The 23,386-nt window shown below is 66.7% G+C and carries 20 protein-coding genes and 1 tRNA gene; 4 read left to right on the top strand and 17 right to left on the bottom strand.

Features of this window, described 5'->3' with window-relative positions; all coding sequences use genetic code 11:
• The first annotated feature begins 8 nt into the window (after positions 1-8).
• Positions 9-752 carry an aspartate/glutamate racemase family protein gene (locus tag GY40_RS02230; protein ID WP_038358358.1) on the top strand — a complete coding sequence of 248 codons (744 nt, stop codon included), beginning with the start codon at positions 9-11 and terminating at the stop codon, positions 750-752.
• Positions 753-824: 72 nt separating this feature from the next.
• Here GY40_RS02230 and GY40_RS02225 read toward each other — a convergent pair whose 3' ends face one another.
• The 5 genes from GY40_RS02225 to GY40_RS02205 all read right to left on the bottom strand — a co-directional run bounded on the left by GY40_RS02225 (position 825) and on the right by GY40_RS02205 (position 5,579).
• Positions 825-1,751, bottom strand: coding sequence for an allantoinase PuuE (locus tag GY40_RS02225; protein WP_038358356.1), 927 nt, complete (start codon positions 1,749-1,751; stop codon positions 825-827).
• Between the two features lies 1 nt (position 1,752).
• The gene (locus GY40_RS02220) at positions 1,753-2,553 is read right to left on the bottom strand and encodes an ABC transporter permease (protein WP_038358355.1); all 801 of its coding nucleotides are present in this window, start codon (positions 2,551-2,553) and stop codon (positions 1,753-1,755) included.
• Positions 2,550-3,380, bottom strand: a complete 831-nt coding sequence (locus GY40_RS02215; RefSeq protein ID WP_038358353.1) for an ABC transporter permease — start codon at positions 3,378-3,380, stop codon at positions 2,550-2,552. Before GY40_RS02215 ends, GY40_RS02220 begins: the two co-directional genes overlap by 4 nt.
• On the bottom strand, positions 3,377-4,453 hold the full coding sequence (locus GY40_RS02210) for an ABC transporter ATP-binding protein (protein WP_038358352.1): 1,077 nt from the start codon (positions 4,451-4,453) through the stop codon (positions 3,377-3,379). The genes GY40_RS02215 and GY40_RS02210 overlap by 4 nt, the downstream gene beginning before the upstream one ends.
• A gap of 85 nt (positions 4,454-4,538) precedes the next feature.
• Entirely contained in the window at positions 4,539-5,579 is a 1,041-nt protein-coding gene (locus GY40_RS02205) for an ABC transporter substrate-binding protein (RefSeq protein WP_038358350.1), read from the bottom strand.
• A 266-nt stretch (positions 5,580-5,845) separates the two neighbouring features.
• On the opposite strand from GY40_RS02205, the gene GY40_RS02200 reads away from it, so the two are divergent.
• The 3 genes from GY40_RS02200 (at position 5,846) to phhA (ending at position 9,117) form a co-directional block, all read left to right on the top strand.
• Positions 5,846-6,550, top strand: a complete 705-nt coding sequence (locus tag GY40_RS02200; RefSeq protein WP_051987435.1) for a GntR family transcriptional regulator — start codon at positions 5,846-5,848, stop codon at positions 6,548-6,550.
• An 8-nt stretch (positions 6,551-6,558) separates the two neighbouring features.
• Positions 6,559-7,968 (top strand): dihydropyrimidinase, encoded by a 1,410-nt coding sequence (hydA, locus tag GY40_RS02195; RefSeq protein ID WP_038358348.1) that lies wholly within the window; start codon positions 6,559-6,561, stop codon positions 7,966-7,968.
• Between the two features lie 273 nt (positions 7,969-8,241).
• Positions 8,242-9,117 carry a phenylalanine 4-monooxygenase gene (gene phhA / locus GY40_RS02190; RefSeq protein WP_051987434.1) on the top strand — a complete coding sequence of 292 codons (876 nt, stop codon included), beginning with the start codon at positions 8,242-8,244 and terminating at the stop codon, positions 9,115-9,117.
• A gap of 151 nt (positions 9,118-9,268) precedes the next feature.
• Here the strand turns inward: phhA and hydA (GY40_RS02185) are convergent, their stop codons facing one another.
• The 12 genes from hydA (GY40_RS02185) to GY40_RS26370 form a co-directional block, all read right to left on the bottom strand.
• Positions 9,269-10,750 (bottom strand): dihydropyrimidinase, encoded by a 1,482-nt coding sequence (hydA, locus tag GY40_RS02185; protein WP_038358346.1) that lies wholly within the window; start codon positions 10,748-10,750, stop codon positions 9,269-9,271.
• A gap of 15 nt (positions 10,751-10,765) precedes the next feature.
• On the bottom strand, positions 10,766-11,425 hold the full coding sequence (locus tag GY40_RS02180) for an aspartate/glutamate racemase family protein (protein ID WP_038358345.1): 660 nt from the start codon (positions 11,423-11,425) through the stop codon (positions 10,766-10,768).
• A 54-nt stretch (positions 11,426-11,479) separates the two neighbouring features.
• Positions 11,480-12,781 carry a Zn-dependent hydrolase gene (locus GY40_RS02175; protein WP_038358343.1) on the bottom strand — a complete coding sequence of 434 codons (1,302 nt, stop codon included), beginning with the start codon at positions 12,779-12,781 and terminating at the stop codon, positions 11,480-11,482.
• Between the two features lie 199 nt (positions 12,782-12,980).
• Positions 12,981-13,886: a LysR family transcriptional regulator gene (locus GY40_RS02170; protein ID WP_038358341.1), complete on the bottom strand. Its 906-nt coding sequence runs from the start codon at positions 13,884-13,886 to the stop codon at positions 12,981-12,983.
• A gap of 78 nt (positions 13,887-13,964) precedes the next feature.
• The gene (locus tag GY40_RS02165) at positions 13,965-15,395 is read right to left on the bottom strand and encodes an amidohydrolase family protein (protein WP_038358339.1); all 1,431 of its coding nucleotides are present in this window, start codon (positions 15,393-15,395) and stop codon (positions 13,965-13,967) included.
• 158 nt (positions 15,396-15,553) lie between these two features.
• The gene (locus GY40_RS02160) at positions 15,554-16,429 is read right to left on the bottom strand and encodes a polysaccharide deacetylase family protein (RefSeq protein WP_038358337.1); all 876 of its coding nucleotides are present in this window, start codon (positions 16,427-16,429) and stop codon (positions 15,554-15,556) included.
• A gap of 70 nt (positions 16,430-16,499) precedes the next feature.
• Positions 16,500-17,342 (bottom strand): ABC transporter substrate-binding protein, encoded by an 843-nt coding sequence (locus tag GY40_RS02155; protein WP_038358336.1) that lies wholly within the window; start codon positions 17,340-17,342, stop codon positions 16,500-16,502.
• A 17-nt stretch (positions 17,343-17,359) separates the two neighbouring features.
• Positions 17,360-18,190 carry an amino acid ABC transporter ATP-binding protein gene (locus GY40_RS02150; protein WP_038358334.1) on the bottom strand — a complete coding sequence of 277 codons (831 nt, stop codon included), beginning with the start codon at positions 18,188-18,190 and terminating at the stop codon, positions 17,360-17,362.
• An 11-nt stretch (positions 18,191-18,201) separates the two neighbouring features.
• Positions 18,202-19,035: an amino acid ABC transporter permease gene (locus GY40_RS02145; RefSeq protein ID WP_038358332.1), complete on the bottom strand. Its 834-nt coding sequence runs from the start codon at positions 19,033-19,035 to the stop codon at positions 18,202-18,204.
• Between the two features lie 199 nt (positions 19,036-19,234).
• The gene (locus GY40_RS02140) at positions 19,235-20,101 is read right to left on the bottom strand and encodes an ABC transporter substrate-binding protein (protein WP_051987433.1); all 867 of its coding nucleotides are present in this window, start codon (positions 20,099-20,101) and stop codon (positions 19,235-19,237) included.
• Positions 20,102-20,340: 239 nt separating this feature from the next.
• Positions 20,341-20,414, bottom strand: a tRNA-Gly gene (locus GY40_RS02135).
• A gap of 669 nt (positions 20,415-21,083) precedes the next feature.
• Positions 21,084-23,285 (bottom strand): caspase family protein, encoded by a 2,202-nt coding sequence (locus tag GY40_RS26370; RefSeq protein WP_197062689.1) that lies wholly within the window; start codon positions 23,283-23,285, stop codon positions 21,084-21,086.
• Positions 23,286-23,386 lie beyond the last annotated feature (101 nt).

Genomic DNA, 23,386 nt, shown 5'->3' with positions numbered 1-23,386 from the left:
AGGCCGGCATGCGGATCCTGCTCCTCAACCCGAACACGACCGAGGCGATCACGGGACGTCTCGTCACCGCGGCCGCGGCGGTGGCATCGCCGGGCACCGAGATCGTGCCGCTGACGGCGCCACGCGGGGTGCCCTATATTGCGAGCCGGGCGGAGGCTCAGATCGGCGGGGCCGTGGCTCTGGAGATGCTTGCCGAGCATCATCACAAGGTCGACGCGGCCATCATCGCCGCCTTCGGCGATCCCGGCCTCATGGGCGCGCGGGAGCTCTTCGACATGCCCGTCGTCGGCATGGCGGAGGCGGCCATGCTGACCGCCTGCATGCTGGGGCGCCGCTTCGCCATCGTCACCTTCGCCCGCGCGCTCGGCCCCTGGTATCGGGAATGCGTCGCGATACATGGGTTGGAAGGCCGCTGTGCCGGCATCCGGATGCTAGATGAGGGCTTCGCCGACATTGCCGGCGTGCAGGAGGAGAAGGAAGCGGTGATCGTCGAGCTTGCGCTGCGGGCGGTCACCGAGGACGAGGCCGATTGCGTCATCTTGGCCGGCGCGCCGCTGGCGGGCCTCGCGGCGAGGGTCGCAGACCGCATTCCCGTCCCCGTCGTCGACCAGATGGGCGCCGCGCTGAAGCAGGCGGAAGCGCTGGTCGCGCTGAAGCCGCGCAAGCCGACGGCAGGCACCTTCCGTCGGCCGCCGCCGAAGCCCACCGAGGGCTTGCCCGAGGCGCTGGCGGCGCGGATCGAGGGAAGGTGAGGGGTCTTTTCCCGTCATGACCGGGCCTCGCCCCGGCCATGACGGCTGCCGCGGGGCTCTGCGGCGAAAGCCTCATCGACCTGCGAGCAGATCCTCGCGCCCGATTGCGTTCAGCCAATGCCGCGCGATCTCGTCGCGGCGCGCGAACCAGACGCCCGGTTTCGATGCGGCGTGCGCCAGGAACCGCTCCAGCCCGCCGATCCGGCCCGGCTTCCCGATGATGCGCAGATGCAGCCCCACCGTCATCATGCGCGGCGCGCTCGCGCCTTCGGCATAGAGCCGGTCGAAGGCGTCGATGCAGTAACGGGCGAAATCGTCGCCGAAGACGAAGCCGCCGCCGCGGGTGAAGCGCATGTCGTTGGTGTCGAAGGAGTAAGGCAGGATGAGATGGTCTTGGCCTGCGACATCGACGAGATAGGGCAGGTCGTCGTTATAGGCATTGGAATCGTAGAAGAAGCCGCCTTGCTCGATGAGCAGGCGGCGTGTGTTGGGCGAGGTCGCCGAGCGCGTGTGCCAGCCGCGCGGCGGGCTACCGGCAGTACGGGTGATCGCCTCGACGGTGCGCGCGATGGCGAGCCGCTCCTCGTCGACCGTCATGTTGGCGTGACGCTCCCAGCGCCAGCCATGGGCGGCGATCTCATGGCCGTCCGCGACCGCCTGCTGCGCCAGCCAGGGCGAGATCATCAGCGAGCGGCCGATGGCGTTGACGGTGCCGTGCGCGCCATAGGTCTGCAGCAGCTGCCGGATGCGCGGCCAGCCGGCGCGCGTTCCGTATTCGAAATGCGACTCCATGCACAGGTCGCGGATGCCCGGAATCTCCTCGACGACCTCGTAGATCGACTCGTTCTTCTCGTCGCCCTGGCCGATGCTGAGCTCGCCGCCCTCCTCGACATTGATGACGAGATTGACGGCGAGACGCGCATCGTTCGGCCAGCGCACGGCGGGAACGTTTCCGCCATAGCCGCGGAAGTCACGGTCGGTCGTGGTGTCCGGCAGCATGTCAGAGATCCGCCATGCGGCGCAGGCCGACGAGCCGATCGCCGATCGCGAGCACGGCGATGGAGAGCAGGATCAGCAGCGTCGAAATCGCGGCGATGGTGGGGTCGGGGCTTTCCTCGACATATTGCAGCATCTGAATCGGCAAGGTCTTGGTCCAAGCGTCGGTGAAGAAGATCGAGATCGGATAATTGTCCATCGAGGCGAGAAAGGCGAACATTCCCGATGTCAGGAAAGCCGGCGCGAGAGACGGCACGAGCACCTTCAGGATTGCCTTCGGATAGGTCAGGCCGAGCGTACGCGCCGCGTCGATCAGCGTGAAGTCGAAGAGCGAAAGCGAGGCGAAGACGGTTCGGACCACATAGGGCAGGGTGATGACGATATGGGCAAGGATCAGGCTCGCCCAGACGTCCCGCAACCCGGCGGCACGGAAGCTCTCCAGCATGGCGATGCCGATGACCAGCCCGGGCAGCATCAGCGGCGAGACGAGGAAGGTGACAACCGCCTCGCGGCCGCGGAAATTGCCACGCAACAGGCCGATGGCGCACAGCGTGCCGAGCACGAGCGCGATCGCGGTCGATAGCGCGGCGATCTGCAGCGAGGTGAAGACCGCCGGCCAGAGATCGCGCGAACGCGCCAGCGCCTCGTACCAACGCAGCGACCAGGACGGCGCGGGCAGGGTGAAGACCGCGGTGGACCCGAAGGAAACCGCGACGGTCACCAGCAGCGGAGTCATGAGGAAGGCGACCGTGACGGTTGCGAGCAGGGCAGTGACCCAGCCGGCGATCTTCTCGATCGGTGTCATTGAGCGCCTCCCAGTCGGCGCGAAAGCGAGGCGCTCGCGATCACGACGGCGACCGTCAGCGCCAGCAGCACGACCGCGGTGGTGGAGCCGAGCTGCTCGTTGCGCATGAACAGGAAGGAACGGCCGGTCAGCGTCGCCAGCGTCTGGAAGCGGTCGCCGATGACCAGGCTCGGGATGACATACATCGAGGCCGCCATCGAGAAGACGAAGGCGACGCCGGTGACGATCCCGGGCAGCGAGAGCGGCAGCGCCACCTTGAGAAAGCGATAGATTGGCGAGGCGCCCAGCGTCGCGGCCGCTTCGCCGAGGCGCGGGTCGACGAGCTTCAGCACGGCGTAGATTGGCAGGATCATGAACGGCACGAAGATGTTGGCGGCACCGATGACGAGGCCGGCTTCGGTAAACAGCAGGCGCTGGGGCTCGCTCCACAGGCCCAGTCCCGTCATGGCCTGGGAGACGATGCCGTCGCGCCTCAGCACGATCTGCCAGGCGAAGGCCTTCACGACGACGCCGACCGAGAGCGGCAGGATGATCGCGACGAGGATCGCCGCCTGGGCGAAGCCACCCGCGCGAGCCAGCACGAGCGCCGTGGGATAACCGATGACGAGGCAGACGAGCGTGACCAGCGCTGCGCTGCGCAGCGTGTTGGCGAGGACGGTCCAGCTGAACGGATCGGCGAAGAAGCCGACGAAGGAGTCCAGCCCTCCCGTTCCGAACAGGCTGCGGCCCATAAGGAAGAGCAGCGGCAGTCCGTAGACGATGGCGATGTAGAGGGTCGCCGGCAGCGCGAGCAGCAGCACCGGGTCGAGGCGGCGCGTGGTGCTCATGCGGCGTACCCTTCCGGGGTGGCTGGATAGAGGAGCGTGTCCGCCAGCTTCCAGCTCAATGGCAGCGTGACACCGGGCGCGACGCCGGGCGGTACTTCATGGGCCTCGACCAGAAGCCTGCCGCCTTCCGGAGCCACGAAATGGAGTTGCACCCGTGCCCCCTGGAAGACGACGTCCCGGAGCGTCGCGTCGATGCGGTTCTCGCCCTCGGTTCCGACGGCGATGCGTTCGGGACGGACGCCCAGCACGACCGCGCTGCCGGAGATGAAGTTCCCCGGCGCGCGGATGGCACCGGCGCCAGTATCGACATGCACGATCCCGGAGTCTTCGCTCGCGACCTTGCCGGGCAGGCGGCTCGACAGCCCGACGAAGTCGAGGGCGAAAGGCGTCGCGGGCCGATGGTAGATCTCGGCAGGCGTGCCGAGTTGCTCGATGCCGCCGCGATGCATCACCGCGATGCGGTCGGACATGGTCAGCGCCTCGTCCTGGTCGTGGGTGACGAAGATCGCCGTCGTGCCGACCTCGCGCAGGATGCGGCGCAAGTCGATCTGCATCGCCTCGCGCAGCTTGCGGTCGAGAGCCGAGAAGGGTTCGTCGAGCAGGAGGAGCTTCGGACCGACCGCGAGCGCGCGGGCGACGGCCACGCGCTGCTGCTGGCCGCCCGAGAGCGCCCTGACCGAGCGGTCCGCGAAGGCGCCCATCTGCACGAGATCGAGAAAGCGCGCGACGGTGGGCGCGATCGCGGCGGCCGGGGCGCGGCGCGCCTTGAGTCCGAAGGCGACGTTCTCCGCGACGGTCAGATGCGGAAACAGCGCGTAGTTCTGGAAGACGACGCCGACATCGCGCCGATGGGGCGGCTTGCGGGTGATCTCATCTCCGTCGAGCACGACCTTGCCGGTGTCGGGTGGCATCAGGCCGGCAACGATCCGCAGCAATGTGGTCTTGCCGCAGCCCGAGGGGCCGAGCAGCGAGATGAACTCCGCCTTCCCGACCGACAGGTCGACGCCGTCCAGCACTGTCGCGGCGCCGAAGCGCTTGCCCGCGCCGGTGATGTCGAGGAAGGCCGTGGTCATGACAGATCCCGCTCAGGCCGTGAGTGTGTCGGCCATCCTCCGATGCCAGCGGCGCAGGGGATGGCCATCGAAGGCAAGGGATCGATCAGATCGCCATGTCGCGGTCCCAGCGCTTGATCCAGTCGTTGCGTTGCGCGGCAACGTTGGCCCAGTCGATCTGGAAAATCTTGACGTCCGCACCCAGCCCCTCCGGCTTCGGCACCGCCTTGTTGGTGGCGAGCGAGAAGGTCGGTCCGGCGAGCTTCCCCTGCAGCTCCGCGCCAAGGAGCTCGTTGACATAGGCGAAGGCGAGCTCCGGCTGCGGCGCGCCCTTGATGACGGCGATGCCGGAGGGCATGGCGAAGACGCCTTCCTTGGGTGCAGCCAGATCGATCGGCGCGCCGGCGGCCTTGCGCTCCAGACAATAGGACGACATGGCGGGGCCGATCAGATGGGCCTCGCCCTGCTCGAGCAGGTTATAGGCCTGCGGCTGCTGGGTGTAGATCGTGAGCAGGTTGGCCTTGAGGGTCGCGAGCTTCTTGAAGCCGACATCAGTGTCCTTCTGCGCGGCATCGAGCGAGGCGCCCGTCAGCAGGCCGGCGGCGAACAGGATCGGCAGCCCCTCCGTATTCTGCAACGAGGGGATGATCACGCGGCCCTTATACGTCGCATCGAACAGCTCGGCCCAGGAGACGGGCGGCGCCTTCACCGCGGTCTTGTTGTAGGCGATGCCGAGCCAGGGCTGGAGATAGTTCGCCCACATCCCGTCCATATGGGTGGAGCCGGGCAGTAGATCGGCCATGTTCGGCGCCTTCGCCGGCGTCAGCGGGTCGAGCAGCCCTTCCTTCACGGCCAGGATCATGACGGGGTCGTCCATCTGGACGACGGACATGTATTGCCGGTCCTTGTTTTTCTGCATCTTCTCCAGGTTCACGAGCGAACGCGTGCCCTCGAAGATAACCTTGCAATTATACTTCTTCTCGAAGGCTGGGACGACGATCTGCTCGACCCAGGGCTTATGGCCGGCAGCGCCGCCGACGACGAGCTCCCTGGTCTGGGCGCGCAGAACGGACGGCATGGCGATCAGCGCGGCGGTGCCGGCGAGGATGGAACGACGGCTCGGGCGGGCAAGGGCGAAGGCATCCATGATCGGTCCTTTCGGCAAAGAGTGCGCAATCCCTTCAGCAACCGGCATGCCAAGGTGGCCGCCGACGGCGGCGTTTCAATAAACTTGTTTTATAGCAATTGGTTAGATCACTTTCCCGACGCCGTCGATGGATCGGGATATGCGTCCGTGAAAGGTTATTTTGTGCACAATAGCGCTACTATTGTGCTTCATATTCACATGTCCTTGCCGAAAGAACGGGCAGCGTCACGATTGGCGTTTCGGTGTGCGGAGGCGATAATCGCGACATGAACGAAGGCGATATCCACGCGATCCTGACACGGGTGTTGCGCGCCGGCCGGCTGCCCGGAGGCGTCAAGCTGGGCGAGCATCGGCTGGCCGATATCTTCGGCGTCAGCCGCGAGCGGATCCGCAAGGTGCTCCACCGGCTCGGTGCCGAGCGGCTGCTCGACATCATCAAGAATCGCGGTGCCTTCACGATCGAGCCCGATCTGCGCGAGAGCCATATGGTCTACGAAGCCCGGCGCATTCTCGAGAGCGGCATGGCCGCGCATCTGGCCGAAAACCTGAGCGAGGCGCAGATCGCGCGGCTGCGCCGGCATGTCGAAGCCGAGGGGGAGGCGTTGCGCCAGGACGACCAGCCGACATGGCAGCGCCTATCGGCCGAATTCCACTTCCTGCTCGCTGAGATGACGGAGAATCCGCTGGTGCAGCGGCAGGCGCACGAACTGATCAGCCGCACGCTGATGCTGGTGAAGCGTTACGAGACCACCGCCGGATCGGCCTGCGGCTGCGAGGAGCATCGCGCCATTTTCCGGGCTCTGGCGGCGCGCGAGCGCGGAAAGGCCGTCAAGGCGATGACGACGCATCTTTCGCTTGTGGAGACGCGCCTGCGGCCGACGCTCTGCGAAGCGGTGGGGCCGTCGCTCGACGACGTTCTTCGCGAGGAGATCGCCCGGGCGTCGCGCGAAGCGACGATCGCGGCAGAGTGAGGAAGCCGATGTCCTATGATCTGATTATTGCCGGCGGCACGGTTGCGACCGCCTCCGACACCTTCAACTGCGATGTCGGCATTCGCGAGGGACGTATCGCCGCGCTGGGCCACGATCTCGGCGCGGCAGATCGCAGAATCGACGCCTCCGGCAAGCTCGTGCTGCCGGGCGGCATCGACAGCCATGTCCATATCTCGCAGCCGAGCGGCGAGGGCATCGTCATGGCGGATGATTTCGCCAGCGGCACGCTGTCGGCCGCGTTCGGCGGCAATACGACGGTGATGCCCTTCTGCGTGCAGGAGAAGGGCACGCCGCTGCGCCGGACCCTTCGGGATTACCACGCCAAGGCCGAAGGCCGTTGCTATACCGACGTCTCCTTCCATCTCGTCATCTCCGAACCGAGCGAGCAGGTGCTGGGCCAGGATCTGCCGGCGCTGATCGAGGATGGCTACACCTCCTTCAAGGTCTTCATGACCTATGAGGGGCTGGCGCTCGCCGATTACGAAATGTTGCAGGTCATGAGCGTGGCGCGCGAGACCGGCGCGCTCGTCATGGTCCATGCTGAGAACTACGACGCCATCCGCTTCCTGACGCAGCGTCTGGAACAGGGCGGCAAGATCGCGCCGAAGTTCCACGGCACCTCGCGGCCCATCCCGGTCGAGCGCGAGGCGACGCATCGGGCGATCTCGCTCGCCGAGTTGATCGACGTGCCCGTGATGATCGTCCATGTCTCGAACCGCGAGGCGATGGAGGAGATCGCCCGGGCCCGCTCGCGTGGCCTCAAGGTCTATGGCGAGACCTGCCCGCAGTATCTGGTGTTGACCGAGGCGGACATGGACGGGCTCAACATGGAGGGGACGAAATATGTCTGTTCGCCGCCACCGCGTGACCATGCCAGCCAGGCCTCCTGCTGGGAGGGGCTCCAGAACGGTGTCTTCCAGACCTTCTCGTCAGACCATTGCCCGTTCCGCTATGACGATCCCGCCGGCAAGCTCAATCCGAAGGGACGCACCTCCTTCCGCTGGGTGCCCAACGGCATCCCCGGTGTCGAGACGCGCCTGCCGATCCTGTTCTCCGAAGGGGTCGGCAAGGGCCGCATCAGCCTGAACCAGTTCGTCGCGCTGTCGGCGACCAATCACGCGAAGATGTACGGGCTGACGAAGAAGGGCTCGATCGCGGTCGGCATGGACGCCGACATCGCCATCTGGGACCCCGAGCGCGAGGTCACGATCGGCCAATCCCTGCTCCACCATGGCAGCGACTACACGCCCTATGAGGGGATAGCGGTCAGGGGATGGCCCGTGACGACGATCGTTCGAGGGCAGGTCGTGGTCTGCGACGGCGTATTGGAGGCACGACCCGGCGCGGGCAGGCATGTCGCAAGAGACCGTTCCGCTTTCGCTCGCCCCGCCGGCTGAAACGGGCGTGGGCGCCACAAGCGCAATCCTTTGCCGCAGGCCCTTTGTCGATGCGAGGCGGGTTCCAGAGGGCGCGTAATAGTGCCCTGTTTCGGGCGACAGACAGCCTTCGCGGTCGCGCGAGGCGGAAGCCAGCCGCTCATCGCTCCGCGACCGAAACGCGCCTATTCTGACTTCGCTCACGGCGCCGCCGGATCTGGGAGGCCATCTCGCTCGTTATGACGATATGGAGCCTCGCAGCCGGAGTCGGGCCGGCTCTCAGGAGTGAAAGCGATGTCCGGACATGCTCTTCTGAACGCACAGACCGTCGAGGACTGCATCATCGACCAGGGCTGGGAGCACTACACCCCTGAGGACCACGCCATCTGGGGCGTGCTGTTCGAGCGCCAGCAGCGGACCCTGCGAGGCCATGTCTGCCAGGAATATCTCGATGGTCTCGCCGCGCTCGGCATCGGCCCCGAAGGCGTGCCGAATTTCGCGCGCATGAACGAGCGGCTGCGGCGGCTGACCGGCTGGGAAGTCGTGGCGGTGCCGGGGCTCATCCCCTCGCGTCCCTTCTTCCAGATGCTTGCCAACCGCCAGTTTCCGGCCGGCACCTTCATCCGCAGCCGTGAGCAGCTCGACTATCTGGAGGAGCCCGATATCTTCCACGATGTCTTCGGCCACGTGCCGCTGCTGACCAACCCCGCCTATGCCGACTACATGAACGAGTACGGCCGCATCGGGCTTGTCGCGGTCGAGACCAAGGGGGTGAAGTTCCTCGCCCGCCTCAACTGGTACACCATCGAATTCGGGCTGATCCGCAAGCCCGAGGGCATCCGCATCTATGGCGCGGGCATCGTCTCGTCCTTCGGCGAAGCGAAATATGTGGTGGACGACCCTTCCGCCCACCACCTGGCCTTCGATCTCGAGCGCGTGCTGCGCACCGGCTATTACATCGATGATTTCCAGGCGACCTATTTCGTCATCGATCGCTTCGAGGATCTGTTCGACCTGCTCAGGGGCAGCGATTTCACCACCCGTTTCGACGAATTGCGCGCCCTGCCGGCCCACACGCCCTTCGAGATCCTGCCGCAGGACGTGGTCATCCGGGAAGGCAGCGGCCATTTCTGGCGCGATTTCCCGGCCACGAAGACGAAGCTGAAGTGAGGTTCGTCTGCCGCCTGCCGTTCAGGATGCCGGCGAGGACCCCACACGGTTCGTGAACCGCCCAGCCCGGAACTCTTCGATGGATCCCGGGCCAAGCCCGGGATGACGGGGTGGTACCCAGAAGACCGAGCATGCCCTCAGAGGCGCGTTTCTAATCGAGGATCGCGGCACCAAAATTCCGCTGTGGGTCGATGTCGGCGACGAGCCTGCCGGTCGGGGTGGCTGCCGGGCCGCCTTCGCGCGGCAGCCAGCGGCCGGAGCCGGGCCTGGCATGCACCGTACCGTCGGCCACGACCTCCGCGCCCCGCACGAGAACGCGCTCCGGCCAGCCGGTGACGCTGCGGCCGGCGAAGGGCGTGAAGCCGGTCAGGTCATGCATCGCCGCATCGGTGATGGTTACTTGCTTGCCCGGATCCCAGATCGCGATATCGGCGTCGTAGCCGGGCAGGAGTGCGCCCTTGCCCGGCAGGTTGTAGATCGCGGCGGGAGCGGTCGCGGTCAGGTTGACGAAGGCGTCGAGCCCGCGTCCGGCGAATTCGGGCCGGCCCTTCGAGACGAGTGCGTCGAAGAGCAGGGGCAATCGCGTCTCCAGACCGGGAAGGCCGTTGGCGATCTGCTTGAAATTCGGGTTCGGGCCGGCCGAGAGCTTGCCGGTCTCGTCGAAGCGATAGGGCGCATGGTCCGAGGAGACCGTCTGGATGTCGCCGAGCGCCAGGGCCTGCCAGAGCGCCTCCTGATCGGACTCTTCGCGCGGTGGCGGCGAGCACATCCATTTCGCGCCTTCCAGGCCGGGCTTGTCGAGATCGTGGCGGGTCAGGAAGAGATATTGCGGGCAGGTCTCGGCGAAGACCTTGAGGCCGCGACCGCGCGCATCGCGGATCGTTTGCGCGCCTTCGGCGGTCGAGACATGGAAGATCATGATCGGCTGGTCGAGCAGTTCGGCCGCGGTGATCAGGCGGTTGAAGGCCTCGGCCTCGGAGCCGCGCGGATGGCTGATCGCGTGGTATTTCGGTGCGACATAGCCCTTCTCGACGAGCTTCTTGCCCATCCAGGAGATCATGCCGTGGTTCTCGGCATGGACGCAGACCAGGGCCTGGTTCTGCCGGGCGGTCAGCAGCAGGTCGAGCAGCGGCTCGTCGTCGACCTTGATCAGGTCATAGGTCATGAAGACCTTGATCGAGGCATGGCCCTCGCCGATCAGCGCCGGCAGATCCTGCTCGATCGTCTTGCGATCGGGATTGGCGACGATGAGATGGAAGGCGTAGTCGATCAGCGCGCCACGCCGGGCGAGGGCTGCGTAGTCGTCGACAACCTTGCGCAGATCGAGGCCGCGATGCTGGGCGGCAAAAGAGATCAGCGTGGTGTTGCCGCCAAAAGCGGCCGAGGTCGTGGCGCTCTCGAAGGTGTCGGCATTGAGCAAACCGCCGGCCGAGACCTGCTCGACATGGGCATGGGTATCGATGCCGCCGGGCAGGACGAGCTTGCCCGTCGCGTCGATCTCGCGGGCGCCTGCCGCGAGGCCGAGGCCCAGAGCGGCGACCTTGCCGTCCTTGACCGCGACATCGGCCCGGAAGCTGCCGGTCGCGGAGCCGACCGTGCCGCCGCGAATGACCAGATCATAGTTCGCCGTCATCTACCCTCGTCCTCTTCAACGCACCATCAGCGTGCCGATCGCCATCGCGACCGCGGCCTGCGTCGGATCGATCACGGGGATGCCCAGCGCATCCTCCAGCGGCCGGCGATGGCGCGCCATCCCGGCGCAGCCCATCACGATGGCGCCGGCGCCGTCCAGCTCCTTGAGCTCGGTGCCGATCGCGATCATGCGCTGGAGCGTGCCTTCGCCGGACGCGCTCTCGGCCACCGACATCTCCAGCGGGCGCTCGCCGGCGAGCCGGTCCATCAGCCCCATCTGGCGGAGATAGCGAATGTGGCGCGGGATCGAGCGCGACTTGATCGCGATGACGCCGAAACGGTCCGCCCGCGTCAGCGCCGTCAGCACGCCGCATTCGGCGATGCCGAAGACCGGGCTGGCCGTGCCCTCGCGGGCGACGTGCAGGCCGGGATCGGAATAGCAGGCGATGACGAAGGCATCGACGTCGTTGGCGGCCTCGACCCGGCGGCGCAGCGGCAGGGTGACGCTTTCGACATGCTCCTGCGTCTCGATGCCGATCGGCCCTTCGCGCAGGCTCTCGCAGATGATTTCCGGTCCCTCGGCAAAGGCGAGCGGCACCAGCGCCTGCCGCAGGCCCTCGGTGACCATCTCGTTGGAGTTGGGGTTGATGACGAGGATGCGGGGACGGCGGCTCATCGCGAAGGGTCCGATCTGGCAGGTCTATGGTTCAGCATGGCATTGCCGGCGGGCTCAGGCGACCTCTCGCACCACCCAATCCGCCAGGATGGTGCAGGCCGCAAGGAAATCGTCGATCTCCATCGCCTCCAGCGGGTTATGGCTGCCGTGCTCGTTGCGCACGAACAGCATGGCGATGGGCACGCCGGCGGCGGCGAAGGCAGCGGAATCATGGGAAGCGGGGCTGCCCAGCGGCATCGTCGGAATGCCCTGTCGGTCTGCTGCCGCCTCCAGCCCGGCGACGATGCCGGGATCGACCGGGCCGACCGCGGCGCTGGCGCGCGTGCCGAGCTCGAAGCTGACGCGCCGGCGCGCCTCGATCTCGCCGATGCCGGCCAGCATCTTCGCCTCGACCCGCTCCAGCACGGCCGGATCATAGGCACGCACGTCGAGGCTGAAGGCGAAGCTGCCGGGCACGGTGGTCAGGCCATGGACGGCCGGGTCGGTGTGGAAGCGCCCGAGCGTCACCGCCATCGGGAAGCCCGCTTGCTCCTCTTCCTGCCAGAGCCGGTCGAGCATCACCGCGAATTCGGCCCCGGCCATTGCGGCGTCGCGGCGGAAGCGGCGGGGCGTGCCGACATGGTCGTGCCGCCCGACGATGCGCGCATCGGGATAGCGGAAATTGCCGGGCACGCCGGTGCAGATCGCGACCGGCAAACGGGATTCGACGAGGCTCGGCGCCTGCTCGATATGGACTTCGAGGAAGGCCCGGATCGTGGCGGGATCGAGATGGCGCTCGCGCCGGCGGATCGCGGCGGAATCGCCGCCACTGGCATCGATGCTGGCAGCGAGCACGCGGCCATCGTCGATGCGCTTCGCTTCGAGCGCGCCATCCGGCAGCGCGCCGAGCGCCGAGCGGCTGCCGATATAGGAAACCTGGAACCAGACGCTTTCCTCGGCCCTTACGCCCATGGCGGTGACGTCGCAGCGCGGCGCGATGCCGAGTGCGCGCAAGGTCTCGATGACGACGAGCCCGGCGACGACGCCCGCCGCGCCGTCGAAATTGCCGCCATGCGGGACGCTGTCGAGATGCGATCCCATCAGGATGCGCGGGGCGTTCGCCTCGCGGCCTTGCAGGCTGACATAGGTGTTGGCGGCAAAGTCATGCGAGACGGCGAGCCCGCGCGCCTTGCCGTGTTCCGCCAGCAGGCGGTGGCCGAAATCCTCGCCTGCGCCGTAGGTGTCGCGCGTGACGCCGGGTTCGTCGCGGCTGCCGGCAGCCAGCCGATCGAAGAGGGCGGCCACCCATTCGCGTTGGGCGGCGACGGCCTGGGCGATCGCCGTATCAGCGTGGGGCGTCCTGGCTGTTGCAGTCATCTCGATCCGGTGGGCTGTGGTTTGCGGCCCCATCACGCGCCCAGCCGTGAAGCGGCGGTGATCGAGCCTGCGCGGTGTCTCATGATACGTGTCGCCGGCAGCCGGCACCAAACCTTGGGCCAGCGTGCCTGGCCAGACAATGGTGCCATCTATGCGGATTTCCGGGGTGTCATTCGTGCGTTGAATAGCACGCGCGCGCTCAGCCGGATCCGAGCTTGGCTGCGGTTTCCGCAGCCACCAGCCGGACCTCGCGCAGGAAGGCGTCGGCAGCACGCGAGATCGGGCGCTTGCGCGAGCGCACGGCCGAGGCCCTGACCTCCGAAGCCGGCACGAAGGGGCGGATGGCCAGGTCGTAATGGCCACTGAAGACCGGAGACAGCGGATCGACCACCGCGACGCCGACGCCGCTTTCCGCCAGCACGCAGGCCGTGTTGCAATAGCGGACCTCCACGGAGAAGCGATGGGGCACATCGGCCTGGGCGAAGGCGCGCCGGACGATCGTGCCCATGCGCGTGCCCTGTTCGAGGGCGATATAGGGCGCGTCGCGCAGGTCGTCAGGCGTGATCGTCGCCTTGGCCGCGAGAGGATGCTCGGGCCGCATGACGCAAACCATGTCGCCGGCGAAGAACGTCTCGGCATCGAGCCCGCGATCATCGTCCAGCCCCATGACGAAGCCGAGCTCCGCCGTGCCGTTCTCGACGCTTTCCAGCACATGCTCGAAGCGCCGGACGTCGAAGGAGACCCTGACCTTCGGTCGCTTGACCAGGAAATTGCGCAGCGCTGCCGGCAGCACGCCATAGCCCAGAGGCGGCGTCGCGATGATGCGAATATGGCCGGCGCGATTCTCCTTGATATCCTGCACCCTGGCCTCGAGGGCCGCGTGCAGGGTGAAGATCGGCTCGGATTCCTCGTAGAGCGTGCGCGCCTCGGCTGTGGGGAACAGGCGGTTGTTGACGCGCTCGAACAGCGGGAAGCCGACCTGGCTTTCGAGATGCTTGATCGCGTTGCTGACGGCCGGCTGCGACAGCCCCAGTTCCTGCGCGGCGCGAACCGTCGTCTCACAGCGGACGACCGCCCGCAGAAGCTCGATCTGGCGAAGGTTCATATGATCGGTCCAAATAGAGTGTGCCCACACTATTCGGTCAGCAAATCATATGCCAGCTTTCTGACTCGTGAGACGTGCTCAGGCCCAGCGCAGGCTGGGCGGCGAGAGCTCGTCGACCGAGCGCCCGGCCCAGTCGAGCGAGGAGGCCTTGGCGAGCGCGCGCCGCTGCGCCTGTTCCAGCCCATCGGAGGCGGCCTGATAGTCCATGGTCAGGACCTTGCCGTCGGCGACGACCTGCTTGCCCTGCACGAAGACATGGGAGACGGCGCGGTCGGCGGCCGCGTTGATCAGGCTCTTCAGCGGATCACGCGTCGGGCGCATCATCGGATGGGTGAGGTCGACCATGACGAGGTCGGCCTGGGCGCCCTTGGCGAGGCGGCCGATATCGTCGCGGCCGAGCAGCCTGGCGCCGCCCAGCGTCGCGGCGCGGAAGACCTGTCCGGTCGTCACCACCGCATGGCTTTCGCCGGTGATGCGGGCATAGACGCCCGCATGGCGCAGTTCCTCCAGCATGTTATGCGGGAAGGTGTCGGTGCCGATGCCGATGTTGACGCCGGCCTTCAGATAGCGGCCGAGGTCACGCAACGTGAAGCCGCGCCGGCCGAATACGGTCGGGCAATGCGCGACGGAGGTGCCGGTCTCGGCGAGGCGCGCCAGATCCGTGCGCGTCGGCCAGCGCACCCAGGGGTGGTCGTCAAGGAAGATCGCATGGGCAATCGAGGCATTGGGTGCGAGGAAGCCGACGCTGTCGAGCCACTGGATCGGCGAGAGACCGCTGCGGCGGACCATCTCGTGGAACTCGCTGATCGACTGGCCGGCATGGGTCTGGATCGGGATGTTGCGCTCGTTGGCGGCGGCGATCGAGGCGCGGAACAGCTCCTCCGTGCAGGTGTCGATCTGGGCCGGGCAGGCGAGGCCGGAGAGCCGGCCGGATTCATGAGCGAGCGCGGCGTCGATCACCTTGAAGGCGTCTTCCATCGCCTTGCGGCCGGCGGCATCGTCGAGCTCGTATTCGACCTGATAGCCGTTGCGGGTGAACCAGCGACCGTTGCGGTACATCGGCGCCATGACCATGCGCAGGCCGGAGGCCGCTGCGCGGTCGAGCCAACCCTCGCTCGGGAAGGAGAGGTCGACCAGTGTCGTGGTGCCGGACATCAGCAGTTCCGACCAGGCGACATGGTTGAGATGCGGGATGCCCTCGGCATCGGCACGGAAGAGCCAGAGGAACTCGTAGAGCGACGAGTTGTAGAGCTTCGGCGTGCCGACCTCGTCGGTCATGCCCTTGTTGCCGGGCTCGCTCGACGGATGGGAGTGGATGTCGACGAGACCGGGCATGACCATGAAGCCAGCGCCGTCGATCTCGCGCGCGACCTCGCCCGTGAAGCCACCGCCGAGATGCAGGATGCCGCTCTGGTCGAAGACGACATCGAGATTGCGGCGATAGACATGGTCGTCGGCCGCCGCGTCATAGGCGATGACGATGTCGGCATTGCGGATGCGGGTGGTCATGGCTGTCTCGTTTGCGCTTGGCTTCTTCGAAGAGCGCCGTCATCCCGGACAAGCTGCGGAGCAGCGCAGATTCGGGATCCATCGTAAGGCTCCGGAGCTCTACGATGGATCCCGGCGCTCCGCTTCGCTGCGGCCGGGATGACGGCGTTGCGTGTGCTTCAGGCCTTCGCCTTCTTTTCCTGCGCGAGGAAATGCTCGGCGATCTGCTGGCCGGTCGCGATCCAGACGTCTCCGAAGCCGCGCGCGCGGGCCAGGAATTCGCGCATGATGCCGATCCGCATGGGCCTCCCCGAGACCTGAGGGTGCATCACCATCGAGACGAGGCCGCCCCATTCGCGGGTCTGGTCGAGCTCGTCGTTCCAGATCGAGAGCACATGCTCCTTCGGGAACATCGGACGCGGGCTGAAGCGCTGCGACAGGCCGTAGAGCCAGTCATCGAAGGACATGTTGACCGGCAATTCGACCGGGCCCTTCGAGCCGTCGCGCAGCTTGTGGCGATAGGGTCGGATGTCGTCGCGGAAGGAGGAGGAGTAGACGATGCCCTTCTCGCGGAGATAGCCGAGCAATTCGTCATAGTTCTCGCCCGAGGGCGCGCGGTAGCCGACCGGCGTGACGCCGAGGATGCGCTTGAAGATATCGAGCGTCTTGTCGATCTCCTCCTTGTCGACGGCGAAATCGGCGGGGTCGGGCCGCTTATGTGAGTAGCCGTGATGGCCGACCTCGTGCCCGTCCTTGACGATGGCCTCGCACATCCCGGGATGGACCTCGACGACCCAGCCGGGGATGAAGAAGGTCGCCTTGATCTCCATCGCGCGGAGCTGATCGAGGATCTTCGGAACGCCGACCCGCTCCTCGTAACCGCCGAAGGAGAGCGTCACCAGCCGGTCGGTGTTCTTGGCGTCGTATTGCAGCCAGGCCGTCTCGGCGTCGACGTCGAAGGCGGGGAACACCGCGCATCGGTAGCCGGCCGGCCAGGGATAGTCCGGGGCCGGGTCCGAGAGATTGGCGATGCGGTGGGGGAAATCGGTCAGCATGACAGGCGTCTTTCGCGAGAAAGCGCCCCACCTCGGAGCGGGGCGCGATGGGAGCGGTTGGTACTCGGGTTCAGTTCTTGGTTTCGCCGTTGATCATGAGCTTGTCGACCTTGGCGTCGGCCAGCTCCCATTTCTTCAGCACGGCGGCATAGCTGCCATCGGCGAGCATTTCGGCGAAGGCCTTGGCGACGGCGTCACGCAATTCGGTGTCCTTCTTGGCGAAGGCGAGGCCCTGATAGACGGTGGTGAAGGGCGTCCCCAGGATCGCGTAGTTCCCCGGCTCCTGGCCCATCAGATAGGGCAGGGTCTCGCTGCCCTGGACGGCGGCGTCGAGCCGCTTCTGCCGGAGCTGGGTGCGTGCGTCGGCCGAGCCTTCCGTGCCGACGATCTGCAGTGCGGGCTTGCCCTTGGCCTCGCAGTTTTCCTTGCTCCAGCCTTCCATCTCCTTCGGGAAGGAGGTGCGGCGGCTGGCGCCGACCTTCTTGCCGCAGAGGTCCGCGAGGTTCTTGAACTCGTCCTTGCGGTCGGCATTGGTGTAGAACTGGGCGCCGGAGGCGAGATAATCGACGAAGTCGAGCGTTTCGCGACGGCTCGGCAGGTCGCTCATCCCCGACAGGATCATGTCGACGCGGCCGGTGGTCAGCGCCGGGATCATGCCCTCGAAGCTGATTTCCTCCCATTTGATGGTGATGCCGAGCTTTTTGGCCAGCGCGTTACCGAGATCGATGTCGAGGCCGGTCAGCGTGCCGGTCTTGGGGTCCTTGAACTCCAGCGGCGGGTAGTTCGGCACATTGGCGACGGAGAGCGTCTTCTTCTCGAGGATGCGTGCCGGCAGGCTCTGGGCCTGGGCGAGGCCCGTCGCGGCGCAGAGCGCGATGGCCGACAGGCCGAGCAGGATGGATGTCTTCGACATGGCTTTCCCCTTTTTGATCAATGTCTGACGGCGTTGATGAAGGCTTTGGTGCGCGTTTCCTTCGGATCGACCAGGACCGAGCGGGGATCGCCGAGCTCGACGATCTGGCCCTGGTCCATGAACGCGACGCGGTGGCCGACATCCCTGGCGAAGCCGAGTTCATGGGTGACGCAGATCATGGTCATGCCGGTCTCGGCGAGATCGCGCATCACCTTGAGCACCTCCGAGACCAGTTCCGGATCGAGCGCCGAGGTCGGCTCGTCGAAGAGCAGCAGTTCGGGGCGCATCGCGAGCGAACGGGCGATCGCGACGCGCTGCTGTTGGCCGCCGGAAAGCTGCGAGGGATAGGCGTCACGCTTGTCGGCGAGACCGACGCGCTCAAGCAGGGCGAGCGCCCGGGCGGTCGCCTCCCTGGCCGGCTCGCCCAGCACCTGCACCGGTCCCTCAATGATGTTCTGCAGGGCTGTCAGATGCGGGAACAGGTTGAAGCGCTGGAACACCATGCCGATCGAGCGGCGCTGGCGGGCGATCGCCGCGTCGTCGAGCTCATAAAGCTTGTTGCCCTCGCGGTGGTAGCCGACGCGCTCGCCGGAGACCCAGAGCGCGCCGCCATCGATGCGCTCGAGCTGGTTGATACAGCGCAGGAAGGTGCTCTTGCCCGAGCCGGAGGGGCCGATGATGCAGAGCACCTCGCCCTTGGGGATCGCAAGGTCGATGCCCTTCAGCACCTTGAGCGTGCCGAACTGCTTCTCGACCTTCTGGGCGAGGACGAGAGGGGCGCCGGCGAGATGGTCGGGGTCGACCGTCCGGACTTCGGAGAGGGCGGTCTGGGTCAGGATGTCGGTCATCGTGCCAGCCCTCAGCGCTGCGCCGGGGCGGCGACGCCGCGGGCGTAATAGGCCTCGATCCGACCCTGGATCAGGCTGAGGACGGTGACGACGACCAGGTACCAGATCGCGGCGACGATCAGCAGCTCGATGACCCGCGAATTGGCGTAGTAGATGTTCTGCGCGCTGTGCAGGATCTCGGCGAACTGGATGACGCTCGCCAGCGAGGTGAGCTTCACCATGCCGATGAACTCGTTGCCGATCGGCGGCACGATCACGCGCATGGCCTGCGGCATGATGATCCGCCGCAGCAGCTTGAGCCGCGTCATGCCGAGCGTCTGGGCCGCCTCGTACTGGCCGTTGTCGACGGAGAGCAGGCCGGCGCGCACCACCTCCGCGGTGAAGGCGCCCTGCTGGATGCCGAGGCCGAGCAGTGCCGCGACGAAGGGCGTCATCACCTCGACGGTCTTGAACGAGAACAGGCCGGGTATGCCGATGGTCGGGAAGACCAGCGCGAGATTGAACCAGAGCAGCAGCTGCAACAGGGCCGGCACGGCCCGGAAGAACCAGATATAGCCGACCGCCGTCATCGAGAGCACGGGATTGGCTGACAACCGCATCACCGCGAAGACGACGCCGAGCGCGATGCCGAGCAGCATCGCCAGGATCGCCATGACGATGGTGTTGACGAGGCCGGTCATGATGGCCTGGACGGTCAGGAACTCGGCGACATAGTTCCACTCGATCTGCCCGACCGCGAAGGCGCGCACGATCGCGGCCAGCGCGAGGCAAACCACGGCGGCGCCGATGATCCTGCCGAAATGCCGGCGGGGAACGATGATGAGGTTGTCGGATTCAGCGATCATCTTGCCTCGATGGCTTCAGGTCGTCGGAAGGCGATGAGCGGGCGCGGGCGTGCCGGGGCGCTGTCCGATCTTACCGGAGGGGAACCGGCTTGCGAGGCGGCTCCCCATGGCGCGTCTATGATTTATCCCGCTGCTGTATTCGCCTGGCTTATAAGCGGAGCCTGCGACGGCCTTCACGGGCCGTCGCCCAAGAGCCCGCTCACTGTCCGGCGTCGATGGCGGGTTCGGGAAGAGCCTGCCGCTCGAGGCCGAACTTCTTCAAGGCCTGCTGGTAGGCGCCGTTCTTCATGACGGCCGCAGTCGCCTTGGCGACGGCGTCGCGCAATTCGGTGTTCTTCTTCTCAAAGGCGAGGCCGAAGAGCGTCTTGTTCAGCGACTCGCCGACGAAGGCATAGGTGTTCGGCTCATCCGCCATGAGATAGGCGACATATTCGGGTCCGAGCACGGCAGCGTCGAGCCTGCCCTGCTTGAGATCGAGCCTCGTCGCCGTGGCGCCCGCCGTGCCGTTCACGGTGATCGCCGGCTTGCCCGCGGCGGCGCAGTTCTTCTCGCTCCACGCCACCGTGACCGGCATGTAGCTCGTGGTGCGCGGGGCCCCGACGGTTTTGCCGCAGAGATCGACATTGCCCTTCAACTCGCCCGCCTTGGCCGCCAGCGCGAAAGGCTGGGCGCCGGTGGCGAGGTAGTCGACGAAGGTGAGCTTGTCGCGGCGGGAGGGCAGATCGCTGATCGCGGTGCCGATCATGTCGATGCGGCCGGTGGTCAGTGAGGTCATGAGCTGCTCGAAGCTCATCTCCTCCCATTTGACCGGGACGCCGAGCTCCTTGGCGATCGCGTTGACGAGCTCGACATTGAAGCCGATGCGCTCGCTCGTCTTCGGGTCCTTGTAGGCCATGGGCGGATAGGTGCTCTCGATGCCGACCACGATGTGCCCGGCCGATTTGAGCGCGGCGGGCAGCGCGATGCCGGCTTGCTGAGCGGCGGCCGGCACCGCGGCCGCGAGGCTGAGCGCCGCTGCCAGGGCGGTTGCCGGAAGATGTCGGTTCACTGAAATCCAGGCGGTCATCGTCGTTCCCCGTTTTGTCGGCTTGCGAGATCGCCGGCCGCGAAGGCAGAACGATCCGCAGGCGGGCGCCGTTGTGGCGCCGCGGCGATCTTAGCGGGAGCGTTTCGGAACGGGGCGCGAGCCGGTGGCGTCGGGCTATGATTTATGTCCGGCCGCTATTCGGCGCGCTTATATGACGCGGCGGGCCCCTGAGGCGCGCCGGCCCCCAAGGGCCGGATAAATCGAGGAGATCGGAGAGCTGGAGCGGGTACCGGGAATCGAACCCGGGTATTCAGCTTGGAAGGCTGCTGCTCTACCATTGAGCTACACCCGCGACCGGCGCCAAATTCCCCATCATGGCGGTGGAAGTCAAGCGTCCAGCTCGCGCGTTCCGGCTCTCGGACCGGCTTCTGCACCTGTATGGCGTGCCGGGGCCGAAGAACGGCCGCCAGTGGCCGGAACGGATATGCTGCGGGGAAACGCAACCGCGGCTGGGCAGGCAGCGTCAGATGTGCCCGTCGAGCTGGGATCGGTCGCTTTGAAGAGCCGGCGAACCGCCTGATGCAGGCCTCGCCTCAGTGCCGGCCATCGCCTTGTTCACGACGATCAGCCGCAAATAGGGAGCTTTCGGAGGCATCCGATCCCGTGACGTCTCCGTGACGGCGTTCGCACGCCTGATCCTGGCACGCCGAAGTGCTGCAGAAAGCTTGCTTCCGGGTTTCATTCACTTGATTTCCAGCGCCGCGCCTGAAGCGTTTCAGAACGGATGGCGGAAAACATCCCCTATTTGGAGGAGAGGCGCGAAATGATTCGCAGGATCGCCGGGCTGGATCAACCAAACCGGCGCATGTCCAAGGATCGCCTGGATAAGGATCGTCTGGATCGAGCATGAGCCGGCGTTCTGGTCATCCAGGCGGCGCTGCCGGCATGAATGCGCTTGCCGCTGCGGACCCGGCCCGCCCACGACGGAGAGGCAGGGGAGTGCAGCTCGGTTCGCGCTCGCTCAGAAGCCGAAGTTGAAGCCGGCCTTGAGGATATCGCCAGTGGTGCGGCTGCGCATGGATGCATATTGGCCGGGCGCCAGCCCCGTGAAGTCCCGTAGCGGAAGCTTCTGGTTGCCGAGGTCGTAGTGGGTGTAGTCCAGCCGGATCGTCGTGCCGGGCAGGATCGCATATTCGACGCCGCCGCCGAGGGCCCAGCCACTGGCCAGCGGTGAGCGTGAGCCGGCAGCGCCCGAGACCGCAGCCGGATTGTCCGGCGTGATCAAGCCCTTCTGGTCCAGGAGGCCGTAGGCATAGCCGCCGGTGCCGTAGATCAGGAAATCGCCGAGCACGAAGCCGGCGCGGGCCCGGACCGTGCCGAGCATCGAGAGCTCGGTTTCCGCGCGGGTCGTGAAGCGCGTGCCGCTGGGATTGGCGGATGCGTTCTGGCTTCCGCCCAGACGGGTGGCGGAGAGGTCTGTCTCCGCACCGATCACCACGGCGCCGATCTGGTAGTTGAAGCCGAACTGCGCGCCGCCGACCATGCCATTGCCGTCCGGCGACAGCCGGCCGGGCAGCGCCGCCGGATCGATGGCGCTGGGAGCAGGAACCGGGGCGCCAAAGACGGTCGTGTTCGTGATGACGGTCGTATTTGTGACGGTGGTCTGCGTCGTCGGGAAGGAGTTGGTCGGAAGATTGGTGGTCGTTGTTGTTGTCGCTGTCGTTGTCGCAGTTGTCGTCGTGTTCGTGCTCGGTATCACCGTCGGGCTGCCATAGGGGCCGGCGACCGAGGTTCGCCCGTTCTGGCGCCCGGCGCCGAGGGAGCCGCCGACATAGAAACCGGTCCAGCGCGGCCGTTCCGGCAGGAGCATCGGCACGGCCGGCGCCATCGCCTGCTGCTGTGCCGGGGGAAGCGGCGGCGTGTAGGCCGGCGCCCGGCGCGGGAAGCTGTGGGCCGGGGCGACGCCGCGCGGCGTGTAATCGGCGCGGCGCGTGCGGGGCTGCGCGGGCGGGGCAGGGCAGACCGGGCAGGTCTGGGCGACCTGGACGCGGTTGCGGCTCGGGGCCGTTTCAGCGAGCCGGATGGCGGCCTGGACATGCGACGACACCGGATAGAGCCGCGCATAGAGCTTGAAGGATTCGGCGTCGCCGGCCAGCACCGTCTCGGCCCAGGCCCGTTCCTCGGTCCGCTGGGAGAGGATGCGCTGCAGGCGCAGGGCGCTCTGGTCGTCGAGATTGGCGGCGAGCACCGTCCCGTAGATGTCCTGCCGGTCCCAGGCGATGGCGGTCCGCGTGGCGTCGGCCGGCGACATCCCGCGCAGCGAGGCTGGCGTCGGGCGTGCCGCGAGCGGCACGTTGCCGGCCATGGCGATCTGCGCCGGCGCGGCGCCCGCTTGACGCGGAAAAAAGGCGAATTCGGTGATGAGCGAAGAGGTGTCCCAGGGAATCTGGACGCCATTGGTCGTGTCATAGACCGCCAGGCGGATGCGCCGGAAGATCTGCTCGACCGGCAGGCCGGGCTCGCGGGCCTCCTTCAGGAAGGCCGTGGTGAAGGGGCTGTTGGGGCCGCTGCCGTCAGCCGCGGCGGAGCCTGGCGAGGTGGCGAAGGCGACGAAGGTGCCGCTGCCGGAATCGACGCGGGCGAGGCCGGCCTCGCTGCGGACGCCGTCATTGGCACCGTCGACGATCTGGAGGGCGAGGCCGCGGGACAGTTCGCGTCCAGCAAAGGGATTGTCGCGACAGGCGTCGAGAATGGCGATCTTGGACTTGGCGCCGGCGCCATCGAGACGGCGCAGGATCTCGCTCAGCGACAGCGCCTGACTTGGGATATTGGCCGAGGTTTCGGGGCGGATATCCGTGGGTAGGATATAATTGGCGCCGTCGAGCTGGACGGCATGCCCGGCATAATAGACCAGCGCCGTCGTATCGGGACCGCTCTTCCTGACCTTGTCGATGAAGACGTCGAGCGCGCCGCGCAGGCCGGCGAGCGACAGGTCGAGAGCGGGCGTGATGTCGAAACCGGCATCCTGCAGCATGGCGCGGGTGGCGCTGGCGTCGTTGAGGGCGTTGGGGAGCTTGGTGACGTTGGCATAGGCGCCGTTGCCGATAACGAAGGCGTAGCGCTTCTGCTGTGCGAAGGCCGGGGTCGCGCCCAGGCCGAAGGCCGCGAAGGCCATCGCCGCCATAACGCAGAGAAACGCGTGAGCCCAGGCCTGGATCCGCATCCTCGTGTCCCTTGTGGTGTCAACGAAACGACTCGCAAGGACTTGTGTGGCGTCTGCGATTCCCGACGGCATCCGCCATATGATGGAGCTTGCGCTCCACC

It is taken from the genome of Allobosea sp. UNC402CLCol, from assembly GCF_000745475.1.
Classification (GTDB): domain Bacteria; phylum Pseudomonadota; class Alphaproteobacteria; order Rhizobiales; family Beijerinckiaceae; genus Allobosea; species Allobosea spartocytisi.
Note: the sequence above shows the minus strand (reverse complement) of the source record. Positions and strands in the feature narration are given on the sequence as shown.